Consider the following 24,036-nt stretch of genomic DNA (forward strand, 5'->3'; position numbering starts at 1 on the left):
TGACGCAAAGGACATACCGATTAGGTCATGCCAGTGCGATGGCGTGTGTGAAATCTGTCTTGGAGAGGCTTTGGAAATAGTTAACAACCTGATTGATACTCTTGAAGGCGATTTGGGATTGAAGAACATCCATCTGATATACTCCGGAAGGGGATATCACATAAGGATCATGGATGAGGAGATGATGACAGCGGGAAGCGAGCTTCGCTCTGAAGTCCTAAAATATGCTGCAGGCGCCGAGGTTCCAAAATCACAGTTCATGAACGCCGAGATATCCAACCAGAGCTTCAACTTCGAACATTTCACAATACCTGTGGGATACCAGAAGATATTCACCGACAGGGTGAAGTTCAACATCCAGCATCTTGTGGGCAACGAAAAGCTCGACGGAATCAATCCCAAGCTCATGAAGGACATAATAGCCTCAAGGCACCACCTTGAAAATGGCAACTGGGGACTTTTCAAAAAGGACATTGGGCCTAGAAGATACAAGAACCTTGTAGAGGCCATGGCAAGGGTGAACCTTGCAACAATAGATGCAAAGGTATCAATCGACCTCAAAAGGATTTTGAGACTGCCGTCCTCACTTCACTCCAAGGTGAGCATGAAGTGCATGGAAGTCAAGGACAGGGAAAGATTCGACCCGTTCGACCAGGCCGTTCCGAAATTCGTTTATGAAAGAAAAGGTGTATGATTATGGATAAAGTATTAAGAGAGATATTGAGAAAAAACCCATACTTTGAAGAGATTAATGAAAACAGATATGTTCCAGAATACCTTGGACTTATCGTAAACGGCGTTGTCGTATATCATGTAAACTGGATTGACCTTGTCGGCAATGAGATAATATTCATGCACAAGGACATACAGACACATCCTATCGTTTCACTTGTATTGGAAAATCTCAACTCACTGATGATCATCACATCAGACGGTATAAAAGAAGTATTGTAATTCAGTCAGTGCTGAAGCACTTGGCAACTATTTTTTCTGAAATCACTTCAGGGGAATCATCTGCCGGAACCACATTCCAGTTGTATGTGAACTTCCGGGACTTTTCACGGTTTTCCCTGAGAGATTCTATATTTTCAAACATTTCGGTTTCCTCATCACGGGAACCTATCCTTCTGAGGGACTCTTCAGGCGTTATATCCAAAAAGAACATGCAGTCGGATGTCGGAAGGACGAACGCCACAATCTTGTACACTATTGTATTGACGACATTCGGAAGATACATCACCGCCAGGATATACCTTGAAAAGATAACCACATCAACATCCCTGTTATAATAGTACATATGCACTGACCTTATCGCATCAAGGCCAAAATAGACGGTTGCCTTGATCTTATTGTATTTGCCTGTTTTCAGTAGTGCCTGCTTTGACTTTCGGCCAAACTTATTGTCGCTGCACGGATGGGAGCGGACAGTAACATTGCGGCCCTTTTTCTCATAGGCCTCTGCCAAAAGGTTTACCTGTGTGTCCTTTCCTGAACCGTCCAATCCATCTATGACAATAAATTTCCTCATAAAAAACCTTTCTATTCTATTTCGTAAAATTCAGTGTAATTGGAATTCCTCTCTATCGGATGCCTGTCCAAATCCCTGACCATACGTGCCAATGTATCGATAGATGCATTCACGCCATCCGGTGCACCTGAAGCAGCTGAAAGCTCATCGCCTCCGAGTGTGCCTCCAAGGTCATTTGCACCTGCGGCAAGCACTATCTGCGCAAACCTGAATCCCAATTTCACCCAGGATATCTGGATATTTGGAATCACATCCCTAAGCATCAGCCTTGAGACCGCATAAAGCTTCAAGTCCTGTGTTCCGGTAGCTCCAAGATTTGACTGGCCTTCCAAAAAGATCGGTGAATATTCATGCATGAATGTCATTGGAATGAACTCGGTAAATCCATGAGTCTCATGCTGAATCTGTCTTATAATATCAATATGCTCTACCCTTTCCTCCAAAGTCTCAACATGACCATACATTATTGTGGCTGAGCCTTCAATTCCGACTTCCTGAGCGGTCTTGACAGCTTCAATCCACTCCGCCACGCTTACCTTTTCAGGACAGATTATTTCCCTTGACCTGTCGGTCAGTATTTCCGCGGCAGTTCCTGGAAGAGTGTCAAGGCCTGCAGCCTTAAGGGATTCAAAACCTTCAGCCATGTCAATTCCTGAAGCAAGACATGCGTCCCTGACCATGGTCGGTGAAAATCCGTGAATTGATACATCAGGGTAATTGTCCTTCAGCAATGTGAGCAGATGTATGTAATAGTCGATGTCCGCATCCGGATGAACTCCACCCATAAGTGTGAATTCCCGTGCACCATTTGCAACGGCGCCTTCAGCTTTCTCAAGTATCTGTTCGTCATTTAGTATGTATGCTTCAGGGTCATCGGCATCCTTACCGAATGCACAAAAGCCGCATCTTACAGTACAGATATTTGTAAAGTTGATGTTACAGTTGTTAATGAATGTTACGTTGTCCCCAACGATTTGTTGTCTTAAATAATCAGCAGTTGCAAGTAAAGGGTATAATTCAGGCCCTTTTATATTCATCAAATGGTTAGCCTCTTCAACAGAAATCTCCTCATCAAGGGATTTTGTCAATATTTTTTCTGTTTTAGAGGAAACGGATAGTATATCAAACATGATTTTATATTAGATTTAAATAAATAAAAAGGTTACTATTTATAAAACTAAAATAAGCCAAATTTAAATACTTTTTTATACTAATTAAGATATAAAATTATTATCAATGAAAAAGAAGTGATAATATGGATAGTACGGAAGCTATTTATGATGGACTAAAGGATGCGGGAATCGACTTTATCGTCAGCGTTCCATGTGTCAATTTATCAAAGTTATTGAACATGATTGATGAGGACCCGGAAATTACACATATTCCGGTTACCCGTGAAGAGGAAGGGATAGGCATATGCGCAGGAGCATATCTCGGAGGCAAAAGGACAGCCATTCTGATGCAGAATTCCGGTCTTGGAAACTCCATAAACGCTCTCAAGTCATTGATGGAACTGTATGAATTTCCCCTACTTATGATAATGAGCCACAGGGGAACCGAAGGCGAAAGCATCTGCGGACAGGTTCCGATGGGTGAATCCACTCCGCTTATTCTTGAATCAATGGGATTCAACTTCTTCACACCTGCCACACCTGAAGCGGCCTATGATGACATAAGACTGTCATGGGAACTTTCAGAAGATGAGGGAAAGCCTGTGAGCATTCTACTGGAGATCAAATACTGGTGATATTATGGCAAGATATGAAGCGATACAGAAAATAATGGAAAGCATAGACGAAGAACTGGTAATATGCAATATAGGATTTCCGTCAAGGGAGCTGTATGAGATAGACGACAGGCCTAAAAACTTCTATATGATTGGGTCAATGGGCCTTGCATCATCAATAGGTTTCGGTCTTGCAATGGCTAAGCCACACAAGGATGTTGTAGTCATTGACGGGGACGGGTCACTTCTCATGAACATGGGCTCACTTGTGACAATATTTGCAAACAATCCCTCAAATCTCACATGGATTGTCATCGACAACGGCGCCTACGGTTCAACCGGCAATCAGGACACCTACTGCCAAAAAATAGATTTGGTTGAGGCTGCAAAGGGTGTTGGATACAAAAACAGCTTCAACTTCGAGGACATAAATCTTAAGGACATCATAAGAAGCGATGACGTAAGCTTTATAGTCTATAAGACAGAACCTGGCAATTCAAAAGCACCAATCATCGATTTGGATCCAATCACCATCAAGGAAAGGTTCATGAGCTCTATTTAATTAGAACCTTTCTAATTAAATAGCCTGCACCTCTGCATATGCAGTAATATAACACTATCTGGAAAAAGCAAATAGACACTGTAATAAAAAACGGCAAAAAGCCGATTCTCAGGGAATGGGGAATCATATAGGTCAAATCAATGATGAAAATAATAAGGCCCACCAATATGCCAATGAGTTTGGCCTTTGATATCCTTCCATCAACATACAATATATCCAAAATCAATTCTTCATAGCTTGCTTCGGCCATAATATGCCCCCATTTTATTATATATAGTTAATTAATATTAAGTTTTCGTTTAATATGTTATTAAATTATTATAAAACAGACATAAATTCACATAAATTCGTATATAAACTTTTCTTTTTTAATTTAAACAAATATTAGCATGAATGAAAAAGAATTATATTCCACTCTGGGTTTTGTTAAAATTTCAAAATACAGAATCGAAACCCTGAAAACCATTGGAAATTCATATAAGATGCCCTCTGAAATCGCACGCGAAACCGGCTTCAAAACCAGCCAGATTTCATCAGCGCTTCATGACCTTAAGAGCAAAAACCTTGTTGTTTGCCTCAACGAGGAAGTGAAAAAGGGCAGGCTTTACAAATGCAGTGAGTCGGGTTTGGAAATCCTTGAATGCCTCTAACAATAATCATCATTAAATCAATTTTACGATTGATTATTCCACCACTTATTTTTTTAAACAGTCAAAAAAATGAATTGATTGTCAATATTTTTATACATTAGATTAAAAGATTATTTTTTGTCTCCATAAATATAGATAAAACTTATTAATTGCTCTCAACAAAATTTAACATGAGGAAAAAAATGTTAACTAAACTAAAAAGCATAAGCCTGGGAAACTGGATACTGATTGGAATGTTCTTGGGTCTTATAGTTGGTCTTATAGTCAACTTCTATGTAACAGACCCGTACATTAAAAACATTATCCTTATGGACAATGTGTTCTACCTGGGAGGAACCCTATTCATCAAACTGATGAAAATGCTGGTTGTTCCCCTCGTTTTCTTTTCAATAGTTGTCGGTGTCGCATCAATATCCGATATTAAAACAATAGGAACAATCGGAGGAACAACAATCCTGATTTATCTGCTGACAACTGCAGTAGCGATTACACTCGCTTTGATAATTGGTATCGTCCTTCAGCCCGGTGCAGGATTGCACATGACAGCCCTTGCAGATGCATCCAATGTGACAACAAACCAGACATTGCCTGGTGCCATACTGAATATGGTTCCCGAAAACCCATTCAATTCACTTGCAAACGGGGACATGCTTCCGGTAATCATTTTCGGACTTCTCATAGGTATCATACTGGCCAAACTTAGGGAAGAGACAGAAATAATGAACAAAGCCTTCACCGAATGTAACAGAATCATGATGGAAATGACAGCAATCGTCATGAAATTCGCCCCTATCGGTGTTTTCTGTCTGATGGCAAAAACATTCGGCAGCCTTGGACTGGAAGGAATAATGCCTCTCGGGAAATATTTCATCTGCGTGCTGATCGGTCTTGCCATACAGGCCTTCGTTGTCTATCCGTCATTGCTTGTCATATTAACACGCCTGAATCCGATAAACTTCTTCAAAAAGTTTATCCCAGTCATGTTCTTCGCATTCTCATCATCAACTTCAAATGCGACAATACCTCTGAACATGGACAAGCTCTATGAAATGGGTGTTTCACGTGACGTAAGCTCCTTTACAATACCACTGGGCGCTACAATAAACATGGACGGAACAGCAATCATGCAGGGTGTGGCTGTGATGTTTGCCGCTCAGGCATATGGTATCGATTTGGGTACCTCTGCACTGCTTACAGTAATATTCACTGCAGTAATGGCATCCATCGGTACAGCGGGCGTTCCTTCAGTTGGACTCATAACATTGACAATGGTGTTCAATTCAGTAGGACTTCCTATACAGGCAATAGGCGTTATCTTTGGAATAGATCATATCCTTGACATGTTCAGGACAGCGGTAAACGTTACAGGTGATGCAATCTGTACAATTATCGTTTCATTAAGAAACAAGGAAATGGATGTAGATATATACAACGGTAAAAAACAGCCAAAAGAGGAAAAACATATTATGTAACGTTAAGTTACATAATCTTTTTTATTTTTTTTAATGCCGCATCTTTCACGCTTCTGTTGGAATCGTTTTCGGCAATATAATTCAGCACCGATTCGTCTTCTATTTTATCTATTGCATATATCCTCACATGGCTATTGGGATGGCTTTTGGCAATGCCTTCGAGATATTTTTGGTTTGTGAGGTTATCTAAAGCGGCAATCTTGACATTACGGTTGGAATCATTGAGCACAATATCATTTAGGAAAGGGTCATCGGATATCCTCATGACCGCTTTCATCCTAATTCTGTAGTCGGGATCGCTTTTGGCAATCTCTTTGAGAATGTCCAAATCGGCAATGCAATCTACCTCTTTGGACTTTTCTTCAAAGTCAGAGCTGCCCTTAAACAATTCACTTAGCTTCATAAGCTATTTGACCTTGATTTTAACGGATTTACTTACCTTATTGAGGTTACCGTCTCCGCCAAATGTAACTACAGCCTTGAATGTTCCTTTCTTGTTCAATTTGGTAATCTTGAATGTGGCCTGTCCTTTTGCATTGGTAACCGCATTGTATTTTTTGCCTTTAACCTTCAAGGTGAGCTTGTAGTTCTTGAGATTCTTATTAAACAGCTTGAATGTGACAGTATATTTCTTGGTTTTGACCTTGACCTTGAAAGTCTTTTTAGGTAATGTCAATACAGGGGTTGACTTTTTGACGACCAGATTAACTGCCTTATTTCCATTATTGTTGCTTGTCAACTTAAGTGAGTGTGTTCCGGCATTGAGGTTTACAGTATAGTATGCCATTCCATATGAATTGGTTGTCAGGTATGATGTTTTTCCATCGACGACCACGGTTATTCTGGAGTTTGCCTTCAACCTGCCGCTTGCATCACTTAAGGTGATTGCAACACGGCCATTCTGACCGTAATTAACTGTAAGGCCGGACACTGTGAAGACATCAGCCTTGTTATTCATATGCACAATAAATGAACCAGATACCGGTTCCAGGTTGTGGTCACCTGTGAATCTTACGCCAATGCTGAAGTCGCCTTCACGGACAGGAGTGATTTTGAAATCTGCAAATCCTCTTGCATACTTTATCAGGTATTCCTTGCCTTCAAATGTATATACGAGAGTTCCACCTGTAGCAGCCTGGGACAATATGCCTGCAAATGAGTATGAATCTGAATTCTCTTTAATTCTATAATCGAGCTGAGGGGTTATCTTGCTGACATTCAGAACAGACCTGAATTCATCCATGGTAACCGGATTGATGAATACAACTTCGTGGGAACCTGCACTTGCAGCAACATTCATGGTCATGTATCCGTTTGCGTCTGTTGTTCCATGATATTCATCTGCACCTACATAGAATGTAACGTCCCTGTTCTGGATGTAATTGCCGTGGGCATCAATGAATGTGGCAGACACCGCTGATTGTGAATAGTTGCAGTTGAAAGTGGCATCGGCGATTATTGTTGGTTTGACATGTATCTCATGTGTAATGTTGACTCCACCGTATTCGAGGACAGCCTGATAAATTCCAGGCTTTTCGAATATGCGGATATATGCAATGCCGTCCCTACATGGAGCGCTACGGGTGTGACCATCTATTGTGATGACGACATCTCCATTTTGGACTGGAAGTCCATTGTTCCTTACATGGACAGTGTATATGCCAGGATTCAGATAATCATAATAGAATGATGAATCATATGAGGTTATCTCGATGTTTGTTTCATAGACAGTGAAATTTCGATTAATGTTATAGACACCCATATAGTTGTCGTCTCCCTCATAATATGCTGTCAATACATGGTTTCCAACAGGAAGATTATTCATTTTCAGTGTTGTGTATCCGCTCTTGTTGATTGGTGAGTATGTGCTTTGAAATTCTTCACATTGCAATGTAACGTATCCGTTTGCATTGAAAGGCAAATCGGCATATATTGAAACGAGGTGTCCGTACTGATAGATGGAAATTGTAAAGAATCCTGGTGTTGTCTTGTCGATGAATAGGTTTCTTACGGTTTGCTCACCTGTGACAGGATTTGTAATTGTCATGGTATAGTTTCCTGCATCCAAATCCAGTTCGATTAATGAAAAACCGCTACCATTAATAGCTCCAATGAATTCCTTACCGTCAACATGGAATATGGCATTTCCGCCTTGAAGGAATTGGCCATTGGAATCCATAAATGTTGCATTGACGAAGGTGTTCAGGAACTCTCCACTTGTATCGACTGCACCGATTGTTGATTTGACTATGAATTTGGATGTTTCGACTTTGTTGCCATAGTAAGTGTATACTGTATATATTCCAGGATTCAGGTTCAAGTCAATGCTGATTTCACCGTCGGCATCGGTTTTTGGAGTATATGTTTTGCCGTTGACTTTAACTGTTAAAGTCTTGCCTGCAAGTGGAATTCCGAAATAATCTGTTAATGTGGCATTGAAGTTACCGAATCCTCCATAATATTTTACAACATCATCTGTTTTAATAGATATGACTGACTGTACTGAAGCATCCACCACAGAAAAACGGAAGGATATGTTGTTTGATTCAGCCAAACTGGATTCATAGTGCACACTTATAGTATATTGACCTGTTTTAGTAAATGCAATGTTTAAGGTAGCTTTACCATCTACCGCCTCCACATAATAATTTTGGCCATTGATTGTGAATGTCACCAATCCGTGAACGTTGCCAGGAAGTGTAACTGTAAATGGAATATCAGTACCGAGTGGCACTGTAGGGAAAATGTTTCTGAAGTTGACTTCAAATTCTTCAAGGTGTGCCGGCCTTGTGAACGCTTTGATACAAGCAACTCTAGGAGTGGTTGAAGAGTATAAATCTATCCAGTTTCCTCCTGCAAAAGTTTTATAGAATGACAAACCTGAACTGAATGTTTCCTTATTGTTGTAATTTGCTGAGTAAACAGGAATGAATGAATTTTGAGTTTCGAATTCGATTTCAAACACATCTCCTTTTGCCAATTGAACTTCATTATCCAAATGAATAATATTATATCCGGTATGGCCGTTTCCGCTTTGAGTGCTGTTCAATACTCCATTGATGTACACTCTGATTGTATAATCTGTATTTGATTGGAAGTATGTTGAAACTGCAGATAAAATATCGCTTTCCCGGGATGTGAACTTATTTTTAAAGTAATTAGGTTGGTTTGGTATACCGAAATATTTTGAATATCCTCCATAGTCATATTGATAGATATCTGAATATTCCTTAGCTATCGGTGCGAAAATAAAGGTGTACAAATCATAAATTGTTCTGTAATAAGAGATATACAGATAACCGTTATATTCCCAGTCCGGGCCGTAACTGTTTTTGACTATCCATGCACCTTGAGTGTAGCTTCCGAAGTAGTCATAACCCTTGTAATTGTCATCCCATCCGACAATACTCATACAGTGGTTTTCTGTACTTGTCCAGGAAGTTGACATTGTAACCGCTCCGTACTCCATAATTGCTTCTTTTACTTTATTTCTTGCATTAGGGAAATCAGAGCTGCTTGATACAACATCAGGAAGTGAAAGTATATCCTGAATATGCAATGCAGGGTTATAAATCACGGACAATGCGGAATATTCATCATAAATATCATCTCCATCATATACCGGACCGAACCAGCTTGCCAAATACGCCCAAACCAGAGCATCATATCCTCCTCCATTAGGATCCCAACCGAACATGGAATATTCAGCCATGAGATTTTTGATGTTTTCCTCTGAAAAGTCAAATGTGATTCCTGTTGCCTTTTTAAGACATGCCTCAAGGGTTGCCACTCCACCGAAAGCCCAGCAGTTACCTCCTGTACCCTGGTCTTTAACAGGTGTGATGTATCCATAGTCCCTTGAATCATATGATTTAGGAAGAGACCCAGGTGCAACCGGTGCGGTGAAATTGAACAAAGGCACTTCAGCAAAATGATGATGAGAATATAGGGTTTCGTAATCCATTTTTAAAAGATAATCGTTAAATGATATATTGAAGAGATTTGCATTGAGATAATCAATATTTTCCAGTTCATAGCTACCCAATGATATACGGTTTCCGACCTCATCGAGGAGGAAAATCTCAATGCTGTCACTGATTACACTTGAATCGATTTTAGTGATGTTAAATTGTATCATGTTTAAATTATTTAAAATAGTGTTGATCTTATTATGACCGCCACATAAAACTTTCAAGTCTACATAAGGATTGCTCAGAGAGGAATCATCGCTTTGAGCATAGAGATAGTTTCCATCACTTGAAATAGAGAATGTAAGATTATTGCTTTGAGACACAATTTTATTTCCGTCCAATAATCCGCTGTAGACGGCCATAAACTTGTAGATATCCCTATAGACATTGTTGTTCTCTAGGGTGATAGAATCCTCATCCCCGTCAATGAAGATTACAGGACCGTTTTCCGCATAGGTCCTTATGAAATTATTTGAACTGATTATGAATGAGTTTGAAAACCTTGTGATGATTGCTCCTCCGCTGACTTTAGCCCTTGAGTTGTAGAAGCTGTTTTCCAACATATATACATTTCCATACATGTTGTAGATGGAACCTCCGTAATAATCTGCATAGTTATCGGAAAATTCATTGAATGATACATTGAGACGGGAATTGAGGTTACAGATTGCACCTCCGAAGTATGCTGAGTCATTGGTAAAGTATGAATTTTTCACATTGGAATTACCGTCCATAACATATATTGCACCTCCACCATCTTCCTGTGACCTACAATTGGTGAAATCACAACCATCAACGGTCAATGGAGAATTTTCACAGGCAACTGCTCCTCCAAAGACAGCGGCTTTACAGTTGATAAAATCAGTGCCTATTATGTTAACTGTTGAATCTTTAGCATATATGGCCCCTCCATGTTTTGATTGGGTTGATTCGAATCTGGAATTTTTTATAGTGAGGGTACCTCTTTGAAGCTTGATTGCCCCTCCGAAGATATCTGATCTTGTATTGTAGAAGTTACAGTTTTCAATTGTGATAGTTCCTTTATTAAGACTGACTGCCCCTCCCAAATCTGTTGCATGATTGTTCTGGAAATTACAGTTTGTCAGCTTTACGGTAGGGCTTACGGAAGTACTTATGGAATAAATCTGGCTGTATTTGCTGTCGGCATTCCTGAAAAGCACATTTTTAGCTTCTAGATTACCGTTATTGTTTATCCTAGCACTATCAATTGTCAGTTCCTGAAGCACGAAATTGGAATTGTCCCTTACCTTAAAACCAAGGATGCTGCTTGAGGATTTGAGGATGGTATCCTGTCCCTCTCCTATGAATGTTGTCTTATAGCTTAAGGATGAACTGATTGACAGGGTACTCTGTACATTATATACTCCATTCTTGAAATGAACGGTTGAACCGAAAGCAATCCTGTCGGTGTCATAGTACTTATATGGCTTTGACTGTGAACCGTCACCGTCATATTTTGCGGATGCATCGAAATATATATGGGATGTTGCACCCAAAACATCCTCATCATTCGCTACTGTCAATGATTCATTGTCTGAGCTGTCCTGCTCTAAAACTATCTGTTCATCTTCACTGCTTTGTGTCTGATTCGTATCTCCTGCAATATCATCCGAAGCCGAAACGCATGATATCACGAAAAGAATGCAAACCAATATTGAAATTACCATCAATCCCTTCTTGTAATTCATAATATATCATCCAATTTCGATTTATCATCTAAATTGAATTATATTTTTGTAATTACTAATTAATTAATGTATCTACAAGATTATTTAAAAAAAAGAATATTTCAGTATGTTAACAATTAATTCAAAAAAATAAAAAAGGTTGAAGGGAAAAATTATAGTTCCACTTCATCCAACTGTTCAATCTTATTGTCGAATTCGGTCAGCTTGCGGGCAAGCCCTGAGAAATATGGGATATACACTTTTGAGAAGGTAATCCTTTCCGGATTCTCGCCCATCTCTGAAATCCTGTCCTTGACCCTTTGGATTTTGCGCTCGACCTCATCATACATGAGATCTCCCGGAAACTCACCGATGAATACACCATCGGCACCGTTGTCAAGGGCATAGTGTATATGCTTCGGACTTACACGGTTTACTGAAATGACCTTGATTATATGTATGGATTCAGGATACTTGAGCCTGTTGACTCCTATGTTGTCGGCTGCGGTGTATCCGATATTGTCCAGGAACACCAGTATCATGCGTTCGCCTTCCCTCTTTTTGGACAATACTCCCTTGATGGTTGCCAGTATCTTCTCGTCTATGTTTCCGTTCACGTGAATCGCCCTCTGGTTACATCCGACAAGACACTTTCCGCATCCTGTACAGCTCATCGGATCTATATATATCTGGTCATTCTGTATGCTCATTGACTTGTATTTGCATCTCTCGATGCAGTCTCCGCAGACTATACACTTTTCAGTGTCGATTTCAGCTATGAACGGCTCTATTTCAACACCGCCATAGTTGTATTCGTTGACCTTTGCCGCTGCGGCTGTCGCCTGCATGATTGAATCGGTGATGTCCTTCGGCTCATGGGCGGTTCCGCAGACGAATATTCCCTGAACATCTGTTGCCACAGGCTTGATTTTCGGATGTGATTCCTTGATGAATCCGTCCTCTGTAATTCCCACATTCAGGATTTCAGCAATCTCTGCAGTTCCCTCAGACGGCTCCATTGCAGTTGAAAGCACCACCATGTCAGCTTCGATTTCAATGAATTCGCCCTTGAGTGTATCCTCTGTTCTGACGATGAAGTTGTCTCCCTTCTTGACGACCTCTCCCGGCCTTCCCCTGAGGAACCTAACCTCGTTCTCCTGTGTGTGTTTGTAATATTTCTCAAACATTCCAGGGGTCCTGACATCGGTATAGCATATCAGAACATCCGTGTCGGGATACTTGTGCTTTATGATGTTTGCGTTCTTAAGTGCAACTGTGCAGCATATTTTAGAACAGTACCTGTGGCCGTCTGGCTTTTCATCCCTTGAGCCTACACACTGTATCATCACCACACGCTTCGGAACCTCGCCGTTAGATTTGAGAAGCTTTCCCTTTGTAGGTCCGTTTACCCCAGTGATACGGCCCAATTCGGACTGGGTTATTACATCATCATACCTTGTGTATCCGTATTCCGGACGCTTTTCCATGTCAAAGAGCTTGTGGCCTGTTGCAACAACTATTGAACCGACCTGCAGAGGAATCCTTTCAGGCTTTCCCCTGAGCCTGATGGCTTTCATGGTACATGCCTTTACGCAGTTGCTGCATTTGTCGCAGTTGTCCATATCTATTACATATGCTTCGGGATATGACTGTCCGAATGGCCTGTAGATGGCCTTGCGCATTGACAGGTTGTCGTTCCAGTCGTTCGGAACCTCCACTTCACAGGCCTCTGCGCATTTTCCGCAGGCGATGCACCTTTCCGTGTCGACATATCTTGGGGATTTCTCCAGTATCAGGTTATATGTCCCTGCCCTTCTTTCAGCTTCGATGACCTTGGTGTTTGTCAGCACCTCAATGTTCTCGTTCCACACCAATTCATTCAATATTGGATTCAAAAGACACATTCCGCATTCCTCTGCAATCTTGACAGGGGAGAATACCTTACCTATCTTTGCCATGTGCCCTCCTATTGACGGAGACTGCTCGATGAGGGTTACCTTTGTTCCCTGCTTTGCAAGGGACAACGCCGCATTCATGCCGGCTATACCTCCGCCGATGACCGCAACCTCATCAGGGGTCTGGCAATATATAGGGTCAACGGCATCGGACTGCTTTACCTTCTCGATTGATGCGTTGATAAGCGTCAGTGCCTTGTGGGTTGCCAGTTCCTTGTTGTCATGCACCCATGAGCACTGTTCACGTATGTTTGCCATATCCATGAGATATGGGTTTAGGGGCTTCACATAATCCTGAAATGTCTTTTCATGGGATATGGGTGAGCATGCCGCCACAACCACACGGTCAAGATCATGGTCAAATATGGCATCACGTATGATCTTTCGACCATTGAGTGAACATAAGTTTTCAAACTGTCCTATAAATTCCACATTGAGTTCTTCGCGAACCCTATCCAAATCTATAATGTCGGAGATATTTCCTCCGCACTCACATAAAAACACGCCAACTTTTAAATCATCTCTCATTTGCAACCTCCTTTAAATCCTTAATTATTGAATCGATTGGTACTGTATGGGCCTTGGCGCCGATAACCTTATCAAGGTCTCCGCCCATTGCCAAGGCTATGAACTGCGCAACATTCAAATGTATTGCCTTGAAGTTTCTGCCTTCACGTTCCGCTATTAGATGCTGATACCTGTCAAACTGGATATGGCAGTTCGGGCACAGGTGAACGAGAATGTCGACATCCTCATCGCAGATTGCATTCATCTTGTCTGCAGTGGCTGTGAATGACAGTTCGGGATTTGAATACCTCTGGCGGAAGCCTGTTCCGCATGTGGCTCTCTTGTGGTCATACCATCCTATTGTTTCACATCCGCATTCGGCTATAAGCTCATCTATTATGTTCGGGTCCCTCACTCCTCCGATTGTGTCCTCATAGTGGACCTTGCAGTAATGGCAGCCGTGATGGGTTGCAATCTTATACCCGCTCAGGTCATACTTGATGTGGTCTTTTATCTCATCCTTCTTGGCATATAGTATGTCCACCACATGGAATATGTTTTCTGTGGGATTCAGGTCATCCTTCTCATACTTTAAATGGGACAGGCCGTTCTCTTCGAATAACTGATTGATCTGATTTCTCAGCTCATCTTTCCTGTTGAGGAGCTTGACCGATTTCTTGTTGATTGCATAGCATGTAGCACACATCATGACAAGGTTCGGCCTTCCGATTTCCCTTGCAATCCTGAAGTTCCTTGCCCCTATTGCTGTTGTGTCAATCTGGCTGAACACATCGGAATAGTGGCCAAGGCCTGTGCAGCAGGTCTGCTTTGGTGATATCTCATAGTCTATTCCCAGCTTGTCGAAGACGAATTTGGTTGATGCCTCAACGCCGGGATACTCTACGCTTACAAGACAGCTTCTGAACAGGAGTATGTCCTTAGTCGGTATGTTCTTCATTGTCACCCTCCTCTGTTTGCCTTATCCTTTCGATCTTGTCCTTGAAACCTGTTATGGTCAATATTTTGCTTACCTCATCAATGACGTCCTCAGACGGCATCAGCGGAGGGTCAAGTTCCAGTTCATTTCGGATTTCATCAAGGTTCTGCCTGAACTCCCACCAGCCCGGCACGTCACGGTCGATGTCTGCAAAGAACCTTTCAGGTATCGCTCCGATTGCCGCTGTGAAGTATGAATCGGCAAAGCCCAGATACTCGTATAGTTTGTCATATCCTTTTTCGGATTCTATTGCAATCTGCTTCAATATCTGGTTTACCTCACATACGCTGTTTCCAACGGGACATACGCTGTGGCAGGTATAGCAGTAGAAGCAGTTCCAGATGTTGTCATCATCTATAATGGTCTCATCGCCTTCAAGAACCCTTTCTATTATGTCACGGGGATTGTAGTCGGAGTGCCTTGCTGCGGGACATGTTGATGTGCACATTCCGCACTGAACGCATTTGAGCACCCCATCCTCCTTTGAGTTTTTGACGTCCCTTATGATCTTTTCGGCAAAATCAATGGGGGAGTCGTTAATCCTTTGAGTGGTCATAGTTTAAACTCTCTTTTTTCAATCATCTGTTTTAATTTTAATGATAGTTTGTTGGCCCTAAGCCTGTCTGATTGTCTTAAAATGATAGGAACTGTAACGTCCTCATCGTTTATGTGCAGATTGACGCTTCCGGTATTCATGTCAAAGGCGTCATTCCTGCAGTAGTGTGAACACATTCCGCATCCGAAACAGTATGCAAGATTGATTCTTCTGTTTGTGAACGCATTTGTCGGACAGACGCTTTCCACGGTACAGCTGTCGCATGAAGAACACTTGTCGCTATTGTAGCGCGGTCTCAGGTCATGTCCGGTCCACATCTTGCCGTAGTCTGTACTGTCAAGTGGCAAGTGGCGTCCCCTGATGTCAGCCACTGGCAGGTCAATCATGTCATCTGTAATGAGCAGATTGTTGTATATCTCCTCTGTAAGCACAGGTATTGGAATCGCTACGGTATCATATACCTCTCCGCCCTGTGATGTCTTGAATCCTCCAAGGTAATACGGGTCCATCTCTGTAAGGTCGGCTGAAAGCATAAGGTTAGGCTTTTCTGCACTTGACCTTGTACCGTCTCCCAAAATGTATCCGACCGCACCGTTTAGAAGGACTCTCTTTCCCTCCTTGATTGCGTTGTGTGGGATGTCGTTTTGAAGAGGGTTCAAGTCGCCGCATCCTGAAAATGTCAGTCCATTAAGGTTTCCTTCAAGAGGTATTGCCGCAAATATTGACCGGACCTCTTCGCTTCCAGGATTGGTGAATGCTGTGTAGTTCTTGAATGCCATTCTGGCACCTATAATCTGTGCACGTGTGATGTCATCCTTTGTGATTGTGCTTTCGATGGTCTTGCCCTCTGCACTTTCAACCCTGACGTCAATAGGATTGCCTTCAAGGATTTCCTTTAAAAGGAATCCTCCGCCGTATGACTCGTCATGTATTGAGTGTGCTGTTCCGTGAAGTATCACGTCAACTGATCCAAGCCATTCGTTTGGGCATGGTCCTGCATAGGCCGGAACGCCGTTCAGGTACACCTCATTTGCCCTTATGAACACTCCAGGGTCTGAGACTATGAAGTTGAGTATCGCCGCCGTTCCGCTCATCACTCCGCATGTTCCGCAGGTGACCACGTCCACTTCATCGAAGCTTGGAGTGTCATCATTTCTTATGAGCTTTTTAAATTCTTCTGCCGTATATATATTGGCTTCGCCGTCCTCAATCTTTTTGTTGATTTGGCTGATGCTTCTGGTTGTCAATTTTTTACTCTCCTGATTGTTTTAACTGCCAACGCCCGAGTTAAATACAAATTATATTTTGCCAACTGTATCTCCCCTCAAACCCTGCCTAAGGGTTTCAAGAGATGTTATGTCATCACTGGAAACATTGCCCAGGTTGACAGTGTTTCCAAGCTTGAGTATGAAAAAGACCTGCTGGTCCTTGTTTGGAGCTTCCCATAATATCCTGTCTGCATCGATCTTATCCAGAATCATGTCTATTTCGTCTTCCTTGGCGTTTCCTGCCTTGTCGAATATGCCTATGTTCTTTCCGCCTTCCCTCGCTTCCACTATCACAAGTGAGGAACCTGCATCCAGCTCTTCCTGCATGTATCCTATCCTTTCATCGATGGAAAGTTCCTTATCCAATTCGGGATTTTTCTTGCCGACTTCAGACAATACCTCAAATCCTTCCTGCTTTGCTCTTTTGATGCAGTTCAATTTGTCATCATGACTGATGTTTGTGGATCCGTCTGATATTTCAATGGCCGGAAAGCCCAGTTCACGGGCTTCTTTGAAAAATTCGTCCAGTTTATCGTTCATGTATGCAAGCTCGAAGAGTGTCCCTCCTGTGTATGGGGTTATGTCATGGGCCCTGTACATCACTACCTTGGCCTTTATGATGTCCTGCTCATGGACGATTGATGTTCCCCATCCGAATTTCAGATAGTCCACATATTCTCCGGATATGTTCATAAGGCTTTCTGCGGTTTCAAGGCCAAGTCCCTTGTCCAGAACCATTGTAATTCCACAATTTCTAGGTTTCTCTTCACGTTTTTTGGATAAAAATTCAAAGGATTTCAAGATATCACAATTGTTATTTAATTTCTATAAAATGTTGTTAGTTATATTGTCATATATAATATTTACACTTTGCTAAAATTAAAAAAAAAGAAAAAGAGTTATTCGGCATGAAGTTCAGCTTCAGACCTTCTCACCAAATCGGATAATGAGTTGCGGACATTTTCAGGGATAGGGTTGTCCTCCCTTTTGGCGATGATTTCGGAAATAATCTTGCATAGAACAAAGATGGCATGCTTGTGCTCAGCCTTTGTCTTGTGGATGTGATGGGGGCTTATTTTCAGGGTGATATATTCACTACAGTCGTTTTTGATTTGGTCGTCTTCTGCTAAATACTTTAAAACATATACTAAAAATTGATGCATTTGTATCATTTCGTCCTTATACATAGATATCTAACCCTTATTTAACTAATTTCAGTTAGTTAAAAATTAACTCCTTCAATATATACAATAATATTATATTATTATCATATTTAAATATTGCATTCAAAAATATATTACGAAAAATGGAAAATCAATTTGTCTTAAATTTTATTAATGTCGAATTTATCCGTCTCTACGATTTTAGGAAGCCTTCCCACCGTTGCAACATTGCCTCCGCATATAATCAGAACGCCATCAAAGAGGTCACTGTAGGATTCGGCTGTCTCGGCGGCATTTGAAACCCTGTCCTCACTGTTTTGACCTTTTGCATCATTTGCAATTCTTGTTGCAAGCCCGTCAGCCACTGATGCGGAATTTGAAATTACCGTAACGCTGTCCGATGCGCCGAAACTGATGGAATGGCCAATCTTTCCAGATGAGGTGCAGATGCCCAATGGGGATTTCCTTTCTGTGATTTTAAATGCAATGCCATTTCCCAAAATCTCATTTTCGGAATATATTCCGCATAAAACGGTCCTGTCATTAACAAGAGCAATGTCCCCGCCGTTTTCCACAATGGAATTTTTAGAATTCATATCCATCAGATAATCCAAAGACATCTCGGAAATGGTTCCCGCAACACATGCCATAGGACCAACTTCACATAAACTAGATGATTCATACATCTTGGACACTATTAAAGGCAGGTTTTCATCATTGCTTGGGATTGGATTGAAGCTGTGTAGAAAATCAGGATTCTGGGCAATGTATGAGCTTAAATCTGCCCTGATTGAACGGATATAATTCTCCAAATCATGATCTGTCACATCACTCCTCAGTCTGATGTGGGTTTCGCCGATGTTGATTTCCATAATTTATAATTAAACTTTTATTTATTAAAACTATACTATTATTATGAAATCCTTAACTAAAATGCTCTGTTTGGTAGACGGTGAACACTATCTTCCAGTCACACAAGAGGCAATAGACACACTAAACAATTTGGAACACATTGATATCAGGGGAGCAGTATTCATCGGAGGAACAGAAAAGCTCAGGGATGATTCCGAGGAATCCTACTCAGAAAAGCTTGGAATACCTGTCCAGTTTGCAAAAGGCAAGGACATCCCATACGACATCATTGTGGAAATGATTCGAAAATACGACATCGACACCGTCTTTGATTTGAGCGACGAGCCGATACTTGACTATTCAAAAAGGTTCAAGATTGCATGCCGTGTCCTGAATGAGGGAATATCATATGAGGGACCGGACTTCAAGTTCGAGCCTACAACACAGTATGACATAATGGAAAAGCCTTCAATAACAATTCTCGGAACAGGCAAAAGAATAGGAAAGACTGCAGTGTCAGGTTTCGTCTCAAGACTGATTGACAGGAACGGATACGAGCCATGCGTAATAGCAATGGGAAGGGGCGGACCTGAAGAGCCTGAAATCGTGCACGGGGAAAAGGTTGAAATCAATGCGCAATTCCTTCTCGAGCAATCAGAAAAGGGCGTTCATGCCGCAAGTGACCACTGGGAAGATGCGCTTATGAGCAGGATTCTAACCATCGGATGCAGACGCTGCGGTGGAGGAATGGCAGGCGAAGTCTTTTTGACCAACATGAAAAAGGGTGCAAGGCTTGCAAATGAGGTCGACTCCAAATTCGCAATATTCGAGGGAAGCGGAGCTGCAATACCTCCAATCAAGACCAACAAGAAGATTGCACTTATCGGAGCAAACCAGCCGATTGAAAACCTCACAACTTACTTCGGTCCATATAGGGTAGGCCTTGGAGATCTGGTCATTCTGACAATGTGTGAGGAGCCGATGTGCTCTGCGGATAAGGTAAAAGAAATAGAGGAGTTTGTGAGTGAAGTGAATCCCGATGCAACCGTGATATCAACAGTATTCAGGCCTAAGGCACTTGACGACATAAGCGGCAAGAAGGTTCTCTTTGCAACAACCGCTCCGGAAGCCGTAAAGGACAAATTGGTTGAATATCTTGAGGAGAACTTCAACTGTGAGGTTGTCGGAACCACAGCGCACCTTTCAAACAGGCCGCTTCTACGTGAAGACATGCAGAAATACATGGACAAGGCCGACGTCATGCTCACCGAGCTCAAGGCTGCTGCAGTTGACGTTGCAACAAAGGATGCTATAGCCCACGGCCTTGAAGTCGTCTACTGCGACAACATACCAGTGCCTATAGATGATTCATACCCTGATTTGGCAAAGTCCGTATTAAAATTAGTTGACTCAGCCATTGATGATTTCAACAAATCATCATAAACTTTCTTTTTTTTAGCGAAATGCCGCTATCATTGACAGCACCCAGATTGCCACAGTAACTATCAATACATATTTTCCGTGCTTTTTGGCATTTGGCGAATCCCTTGTCATGAGATAAATTGCTGCAATCAGACCGAAGAGTGGAATGAAAATCGCCAGAACATATCCTGCCACAATTGCAAAGGTATGGCTTTTCTCGCTGGCCTCGATGAACTGCTGAGTGTTTTGCTGATGGCTGTCAATTGGGCCTGACATATTATCCAGATTGCATCCGCAGTTTTTGCAGAATTTTGCTGAATCAATGAGCTCTTCACCGCATGATGGACAATATTTGGTCATGTAATCACTCCTCACTAAACATCTTGTTGATTAGGTCCTCTTCTGACTTGTAGAAGTTAAGCTTCAATACCCTTTGAAGGGTGTCAGGGGCTCCAAGCAGCTCCATTGCCTGGTCCCATGGAATGAAGACCTTCTTTGCATCCTGCTTGTAGCAAAGTTCCAAAGTTTGGGGCAACATTCCCTTACTTGAGTCAGTGAGTATTACTGTAGCATCATCAATATTTTGATTTCTGTTTATGGATTCATCAGATATGATTTCTGCTATATTAAAATTAGTTGTTTCATCATCACCCATCAGATTATCAATCACTTTTTCATTATTTTGGATAGATAATTTGTAGATGTCACCGTCTATGAAATATACCTCGCCGACCTCACATGTGACGTCAAGAAGTGATGTGAATTCATCGGCATCAGGATATACCTCTTCCGGCTCCTCGAATTCCGGGATGACATAGCCTGACTTGTCCACAAAGTCGGCTTCACCGGCGATGATTTTCAAAAGGCGGATGATTTCCCTGTTCTGCTTTTCTATATTCTTGTTGACTCTTATTAACTCAGCTAGTTCAGACATGATATTCTATTTAAAATTAGTAATTATTAAAATTTTTTGAAGGAGCCTCACCGGCATCAACAAACCCTCGAATAAAAAAAGTACATACAAAATTGCCGATAAGGTTCCTTCCAACCATCACCAAATAGTGGGGGATTGTCCCTTAACAATCCCATATATTGATATGAACCTCATATGTTATATATTTTGTCATTTAAAGCCATTACAATATTGCAATTGGAATATAATATTATAATATGGCTTCAATTATGAAATCATGATAACAGAAACATGTAATAGATGGTGTCGCACAGCTTCTCGTCATGGGCAAACCTCTCGAATCCTATTGAATATTTTAGGAGAGTGACCCTTGGAATCAGGACGTTGTCGGTTTGGGGATTGAGAACTATTCCCTCCATATCCTCCGAAAGGACAAAGTTCACAAGCATCGCAAGGTTCACTACCTGTGAATACCTGAACTTGTCTGTTTCAACCTCTTTCATCTTATCCTCGCTTGAAAATAGGGTTGCATATGTCCCTCCGACCCTGTCGGTGTACATCTGAGCCAGCGGACCTGAATCCATCATGGATATGATGCCGTCCTTTGCCTTTGAAGCCAAATCCACATCGCTCACCATCATTGTCAGAAGCCTTGAGTTGGACATCACCTCAAAGAGAGCCTCGTAATCCCCGATGTTATTGGGATTTTCGATGAACCTTTCAAGATCATCATTTCTCGCATTCTTCATTTCCCTGAGCTCCTCAGCGGTGTATCCTCTGGTGGAGTAGAAGTTGGTTTTCGGAATGTGCCTGATTTCCAGGATGAACTCCTTGGTGAAGACATACTTTTCGGTTGCCGGATTGAGGACATAGCCTTCAATGTCGCTTGTCTTTAAAACGTTCTGGTAGAGCTCGAAGGAATTCTGCATCAGCTCAATGTCCTCCTCATCCTTGAAGAACTTCCTGAACTCATCCGGGTCTGTGAAAAGTGGAGTCAGTCTCAGTCCGTTGTCATCTTCATATATGATGAAATTGAGGTTGAAATCATCCCTTTTGGCGGGAATATAAAGGTTTGAATATCGAAACTCATGTATAAGCCTCAATGTCAAATCCTTTGTAAGCTCATTTCCGTTTGAATATATATCTTCTATTACTGTCCTGAGGTGTTTGTGGTTAGTCATCAAAGTTATTTTGTCTGAAAAGATATTTAAATGATTCAGGCAGGAACCTGTCATTTCTAACATATTTCGGATATTCTTGAATCTATGAAATATGTCACGCAGGAGTCGTCCTCAAACCTCATTCCCCTTCCGTAGGTCTGGACCAGCGCAAGGGAAGTCTTATAATTATACCAGTCCTCATCTGCGTTCGCCCTCATCATTATCTGCTTGTCTCCCAAATCGGGATAGGGCAGCTTGTACATTATTTGAAAGCGGCACAGGTCTCCCGGCAGGTCAACACCCTCATTCATGGACGGCGAAACCAATACCAGCGGATCGTTGCTTTTCTTGAACCTTTCAAGCTGCTCGGCACGGTTCTGTGTGTTGTGCTCCATCAGCCTTGAATCATTCAGATTGTCAATGAGATAGTCCTTGCATGATGCGCTTACGGTGTGTATGATTCCCTTATCGTTTTCATGTCTCTTTAAAATAGTTTTTACAATGTCAAGGGTTTTTGGAGCGTTTTCGCCTATGCATTTGCGGGACATGTCATACTCCCCTATAGGGACTACAGGATTTCTTTTGAAGTCAAAGGGAGACTTCCGCCTTATCGCATATATCTCATCCTCCCCTATTCCAAGGCATTTGGAAAAGAATTTCCAGTCAAGTATGGTTGCGCTCATGAATATGCAGACCTCACCGTATTCCAATAGGGTGTTTCTGGCGTAGTTGTCCACCTTAAGGGGCTTGAATTCAAGAATATCATATTCCTGATTGTAGTCGAAAACCCAGCTGTAGGGGTCATATGCGATGTTTTCGATGAAGCGGTTGCAGTCGCCTATCTCCCTTTTGATGAAGGCTATCTTTTCTGCAAGATGTGGCTTCGGGACATCCCGGATTTTCTCAAGTTCCTTCAGGTATTTTTCCCTTACCTCATGGATGAACATGAGCCACACATCATAATCGCCGTTTTCAAGCTCATAAATCATGCCGTCTGTTATGTCCAGCTTCAGGTAGCTTGACAGGTCACTTAAGGAAAACTCGAGCTTCAGCTGGCTCATTATGACATTTTCAAGGTTATGAGCCTCATCACAGATTAGGAGTTCCCTTTTTTTGAAGTCCCCTACATAGTTGAGCTCCAGAAACATGTAATGATAGTTGGAGATGACGGTTTTAGAATTGAGTGCAAGATGCTTTTGGATATAGTAGTCGCAGTCTTCTTTGGGATTTTCACAAGATTCCTCGCCTGCAATGCATTTGCCCTCGTCGCAGGAAAGTGTGATATCCCTGCTGCAGGTGAAGTTTCCCCTTCCCTTTACAAGGCTGATACCATTGAAATCCTCAAGGTACTGATCCTGCAGCTGTTTTGTGACGGTCAATATATATGAAGAGTCATATATTGATGAAAGTGTGGCGGCAATGGCGGATTTTCCGGTTCCCGTTCCGGCTTCAAGCACTATATATTTATAGCCCTGGCTGATTGCATCGATTATTTCAGAAATCGTTTCCATCTGGTCTGTCCTTGGGCTTTTGAAGGGAAAGTGCCTTTCGGCCACGGAAGAAATTTTCGAATAGTTGCTGTACTGCCACATTGCTTTAACTTTATAGCCGGATAGTATTTAAACATTTAGAGAGAGCATTTGAAA

The 24,036-nt window shown here is 41.8% G+C and carries 23 protein-coding genes; 7 read left to right on the forward strand and 16 right to left on the reverse strand.

From position 1 onward, the window contains the following. Positions 1 to 694, forward strand: a 694-nt coding sequence (gene priS, locus E7Z79_RS02180) for a DNA primase catalytic subunit PriS (RefSeq protein ID WP_303738341.1), incomplete at its 5' end; no start/stop codon positions are given. Between the two features lie 2 nt (positions 695 to 696). Beyond that, positions 697 to 954, forward strand: coding sequence for a hypothetical protein (locus E7Z79_RS02185; RefSeq protein WP_303738342.1), 258 nt, complete (start codon positions 697 to 699; stop codon positions 952 to 954). Between the two features lies 1 nt (position 955). Here E7Z79_RS02185 and E7Z79_RS02190 read toward each other — a convergent pair whose 3' ends face one another. Together E7Z79_RS02190 and cofH are read right to left on the reverse strand one after the other, a co-directional pair. Further along, complete coding sequence (locus E7Z79_RS02190; protein WP_303738343.1) at positions 956 to 1,528, reverse strand: thymidylate kinase; 573 nt, start codon at positions 1,526 to 1,528, stop codon at positions 956 to 958. 11 nt (positions 1,529 to 1,539) lie between these two features. Next, entirely contained in the window at positions 1,540 to 2,658 is a 1,119-nt protein-coding gene (cofH, locus tag E7Z79_RS02195) for a 5-amino-6-(D-ribitylamino)uracil--L-tyrosine 4-hydroxyphenyl transferase CofH (protein WP_303738344.1), read from the reverse strand. Between the two features lie 125 nt (positions 2,659 to 2,783). On the opposite strand from cofH, the gene comD reads away from it, so the two are divergent. Both comD and comE read left to right on the forward strand, forming a co-directional pair. Continuing rightward, positions 2,784 to 3,275 (forward strand): sulfopyruvate decarboxylase subunit alpha, encoded by a 492-nt coding sequence (gene comD / locus E7Z79_RS02200; RefSeq protein ID WP_303738345.1) that lies wholly within the window; start codon positions 2,784 to 2,786, stop codon positions 3,273 to 3,275. Positions 3,276 to 3,279: 4 nt separating this feature from the next. Further along, entirely contained in the window at positions 3,280 to 3,816 is a 537-nt protein-coding gene (gene comE, locus E7Z79_RS02205) for a sulfopyruvate decarboxylase subunit beta (RefSeq protein WP_303738346.1), read from the forward strand. Here the strand turns inward: comE and E7Z79_RS02210 are convergent. Beyond that, a complete protein-coding gene (locus E7Z79_RS02210) occupies positions 3,809 to 4,066 on the reverse strand; it encodes a hypothetical protein (protein WP_303738347.1) in 258 nt (85 codons plus the stop codon). The two genes, comE and E7Z79_RS02210, sit on opposite strands and share 8 nt — an antisense overlap. 139 nt (positions 4,067 to 4,205) lie before the next feature. Here E7Z79_RS02210 and E7Z79_RS02215 point away from each other — a divergent pair, with 139 nt between their 5' ends. Together E7Z79_RS02215 and E7Z79_RS02220 are read left to right on the forward strand one after the other, a co-directional pair. Beyond that, positions 4,206 to 4,466, forward strand: a complete 261-nt coding sequence (locus E7Z79_RS02215; RefSeq protein ID WP_303738348.1) for a MarR family transcriptional regulator — start codon at positions 4,206 to 4,208, stop codon at positions 4,464 to 4,466. 182 nt (positions 4,467 to 4,648) lie between these two features. Continuing rightward, positions 4,649 to 5,938: a dicarboxylate/amino acid:cation symporter gene (locus E7Z79_RS02220; protein ID WP_303738349.1), complete on the forward strand. Its 1,290-nt coding sequence runs from the start codon at positions 4,649 to 4,651 to the stop codon at positions 5,936 to 5,938. Between the two features lie 7 nt (positions 5,939 to 5,945). Here E7Z79_RS02220 and E7Z79_RS02225 read toward each other — a convergent pair whose 3' ends face one another. The 9 genes from E7Z79_RS02225 to E7Z79_RS02265 form a co-directional block, all read right to left on the reverse strand. Continuing rightward, positions 5,946 to 6,341, reverse strand: a complete 396-nt coding sequence (locus tag E7Z79_RS02225) for a HEAT repeat domain-containing protein (RefSeq protein WP_303738350.1) — start codon at positions 6,339 to 6,341, stop codon at positions 5,946 to 5,948. 3 nt (positions 6,342 to 6,344) lie between these two features. Then, complete coding sequence (locus E7Z79_RS02230) at positions 6,345 to 11,618, reverse strand: C1 family peptidase (RefSeq protein WP_303738351.1); 5,274 nt, start codon at positions 11,616 to 11,618, stop codon at positions 6,345 to 6,347. A 152-nt stretch (positions 11,619 to 11,770) separates the two neighbouring features. After that, positions 11,771 to 14,080 carry a ferredoxin:CoB-CoM heterodisulfide reductase subunit HdrA gene (gene hdrA / locus E7Z79_RS02235; RefSeq protein WP_303738352.1) on the reverse strand — a complete coding sequence of 770 codons (2,310 nt, stop codon included), beginning with the start codon at positions 14,078 to 14,080 and terminating at the stop codon, positions 11,771 to 11,773. Continuing rightward, positions 14,070 to 15,017 (reverse strand): ferredoxin:CoB-CoM heterodisulfide reductase subunit HdrB, encoded by a 948-nt coding sequence (hdrB, locus tag E7Z79_RS02240; RefSeq protein WP_303738353.1) that lies wholly within the window; start codon positions 15,015 to 15,017, stop codon positions 14,070 to 14,072. The genes hdrA and hdrB overlap by 11 nt, the downstream gene beginning before the upstream one ends. Continuing rightward, on the reverse strand, positions 14,998 to 15,612 hold the full coding sequence (gene hdrC, locus E7Z79_RS02245; RefSeq protein ID WP_303738354.1) for a ferredoxin:CoB-CoM heterodisulfide reductase subunit HdrC: 615 nt from the start codon (positions 15,610 to 15,612) through the stop codon (positions 14,998 to 15,000). The genes hdrB and hdrC overlap by 20 nt, the downstream gene beginning before the upstream one ends. Beyond that, entirely contained in the window at positions 15,609 to 16,859 is a 1,251-nt protein-coding gene (locus E7Z79_RS02250; protein ID WP_303738355.1) for a methanogenesis marker 16 metalloprotein, read from the reverse strand. Before E7Z79_RS02250 ends, hdrC begins: the two co-directional genes overlap by 4 nt. A 51-nt stretch (positions 16,860 to 16,910) precedes the next feature. Then, positions 16,911 to 17,681: a phosphosulfolactate synthase gene (gene comA / locus E7Z79_RS02255; RefSeq protein WP_303738356.1), complete on the reverse strand. Its 771-nt coding sequence runs from the start codon at positions 17,679 to 17,681 to the stop codon at positions 16,911 to 16,913. Between the two features lie 98 nt (positions 17,682 to 17,779). Continuing rightward, positions 17,780 to 18,067 carry a UPF0058 family protein gene (locus tag E7Z79_RS02260; RefSeq protein WP_303738357.1) on the reverse strand — a complete coding sequence of 96 codons (288 nt, stop codon included), beginning with the start codon at positions 18,065 to 18,067 and terminating at the stop codon, positions 17,780 to 17,782. A 137-nt stretch (positions 18,068 to 18,204) separates the two neighbouring features. Next, on the reverse strand, positions 18,205 to 18,915 hold the full coding sequence (locus E7Z79_RS02265) for a UPF0280 family protein (RefSeq protein WP_303738358.1): 711 nt from the start codon (positions 18,913 to 18,915) through the stop codon (positions 18,205 to 18,207). A 43-nt stretch (positions 18,916 to 18,958) separates the two neighbouring features. Between E7Z79_RS02265 and E7Z79_RS02270 the strand changes: the two genes are divergently transcribed. Then, positions 18,959 to 20,338, forward strand: a complete 1,380-nt coding sequence (locus E7Z79_RS02270; protein ID WP_303738359.1) for a 2,3-diphosphoglycerate synthetase — start codon at positions 18,959 to 18,961, stop codon at positions 20,336 to 20,338. 12 nt (positions 20,339 to 20,350) lie between these two features. Here E7Z79_RS02270 and E7Z79_RS02275 read toward each other — a convergent pair whose 3' ends face one another. The 4 genes from E7Z79_RS02275 to E7Z79_RS02290 all read right to left on the reverse strand — a co-directional run bounded on the left by E7Z79_RS02275 (position 20,351) and on the right by E7Z79_RS02290 (position 23,982). Further along, complete coding sequence (locus E7Z79_RS02275) at positions 20,351 to 20,677, reverse strand: zinc ribbon domain-containing protein (protein WP_303738360.1); 327 nt, start codon at positions 20,675 to 20,677, stop codon at positions 20,351 to 20,353. 4 nt (positions 20,678 to 20,681) lie between these two features. After that, the gene (locus tag E7Z79_RS02280) at positions 20,682 to 21,251 is read right to left on the reverse strand and encodes a hypothetical protein (RefSeq protein WP_303738361.1); all 570 of its coding nucleotides are present in this window, start codon (positions 21,249 to 21,251) and stop codon (positions 20,682 to 20,684) included. Between the two features lie 254 nt (positions 21,252 to 21,505). After that, positions 21,506 to 22,474, reverse strand: coding sequence for an SseB family protein (locus tag E7Z79_RS02285; RefSeq protein ID WP_303738362.1), 969 nt, complete (start codon positions 22,472 to 22,474; stop codon positions 21,506 to 21,508). Next, positions 22,468 to 23,982, reverse strand: a complete 1,515-nt coding sequence (locus E7Z79_RS02290; RefSeq protein ID WP_303738363.1) for a helicase C-terminal domain-containing protein — start codon at positions 23,980 to 23,982, stop codon at positions 22,468 to 22,470. The genes E7Z79_RS02285 and E7Z79_RS02290 overlap by 7 nt, the downstream gene beginning before the upstream one ends. Positions 23,983 to 24,036 lie beyond the last annotated feature (54 nt).

Origin of the sequence: Methanobrevibacter thaueri, assembly GCF_015062905.1 — an archaeon.
In the GTDB taxonomy this organism is placed as follows: Archaea; Methanobacteriota; Methanobacteria; order Methanobacteriales; family Methanobacteriaceae; genus Methanocatella; species Methanocatella thaueri_A.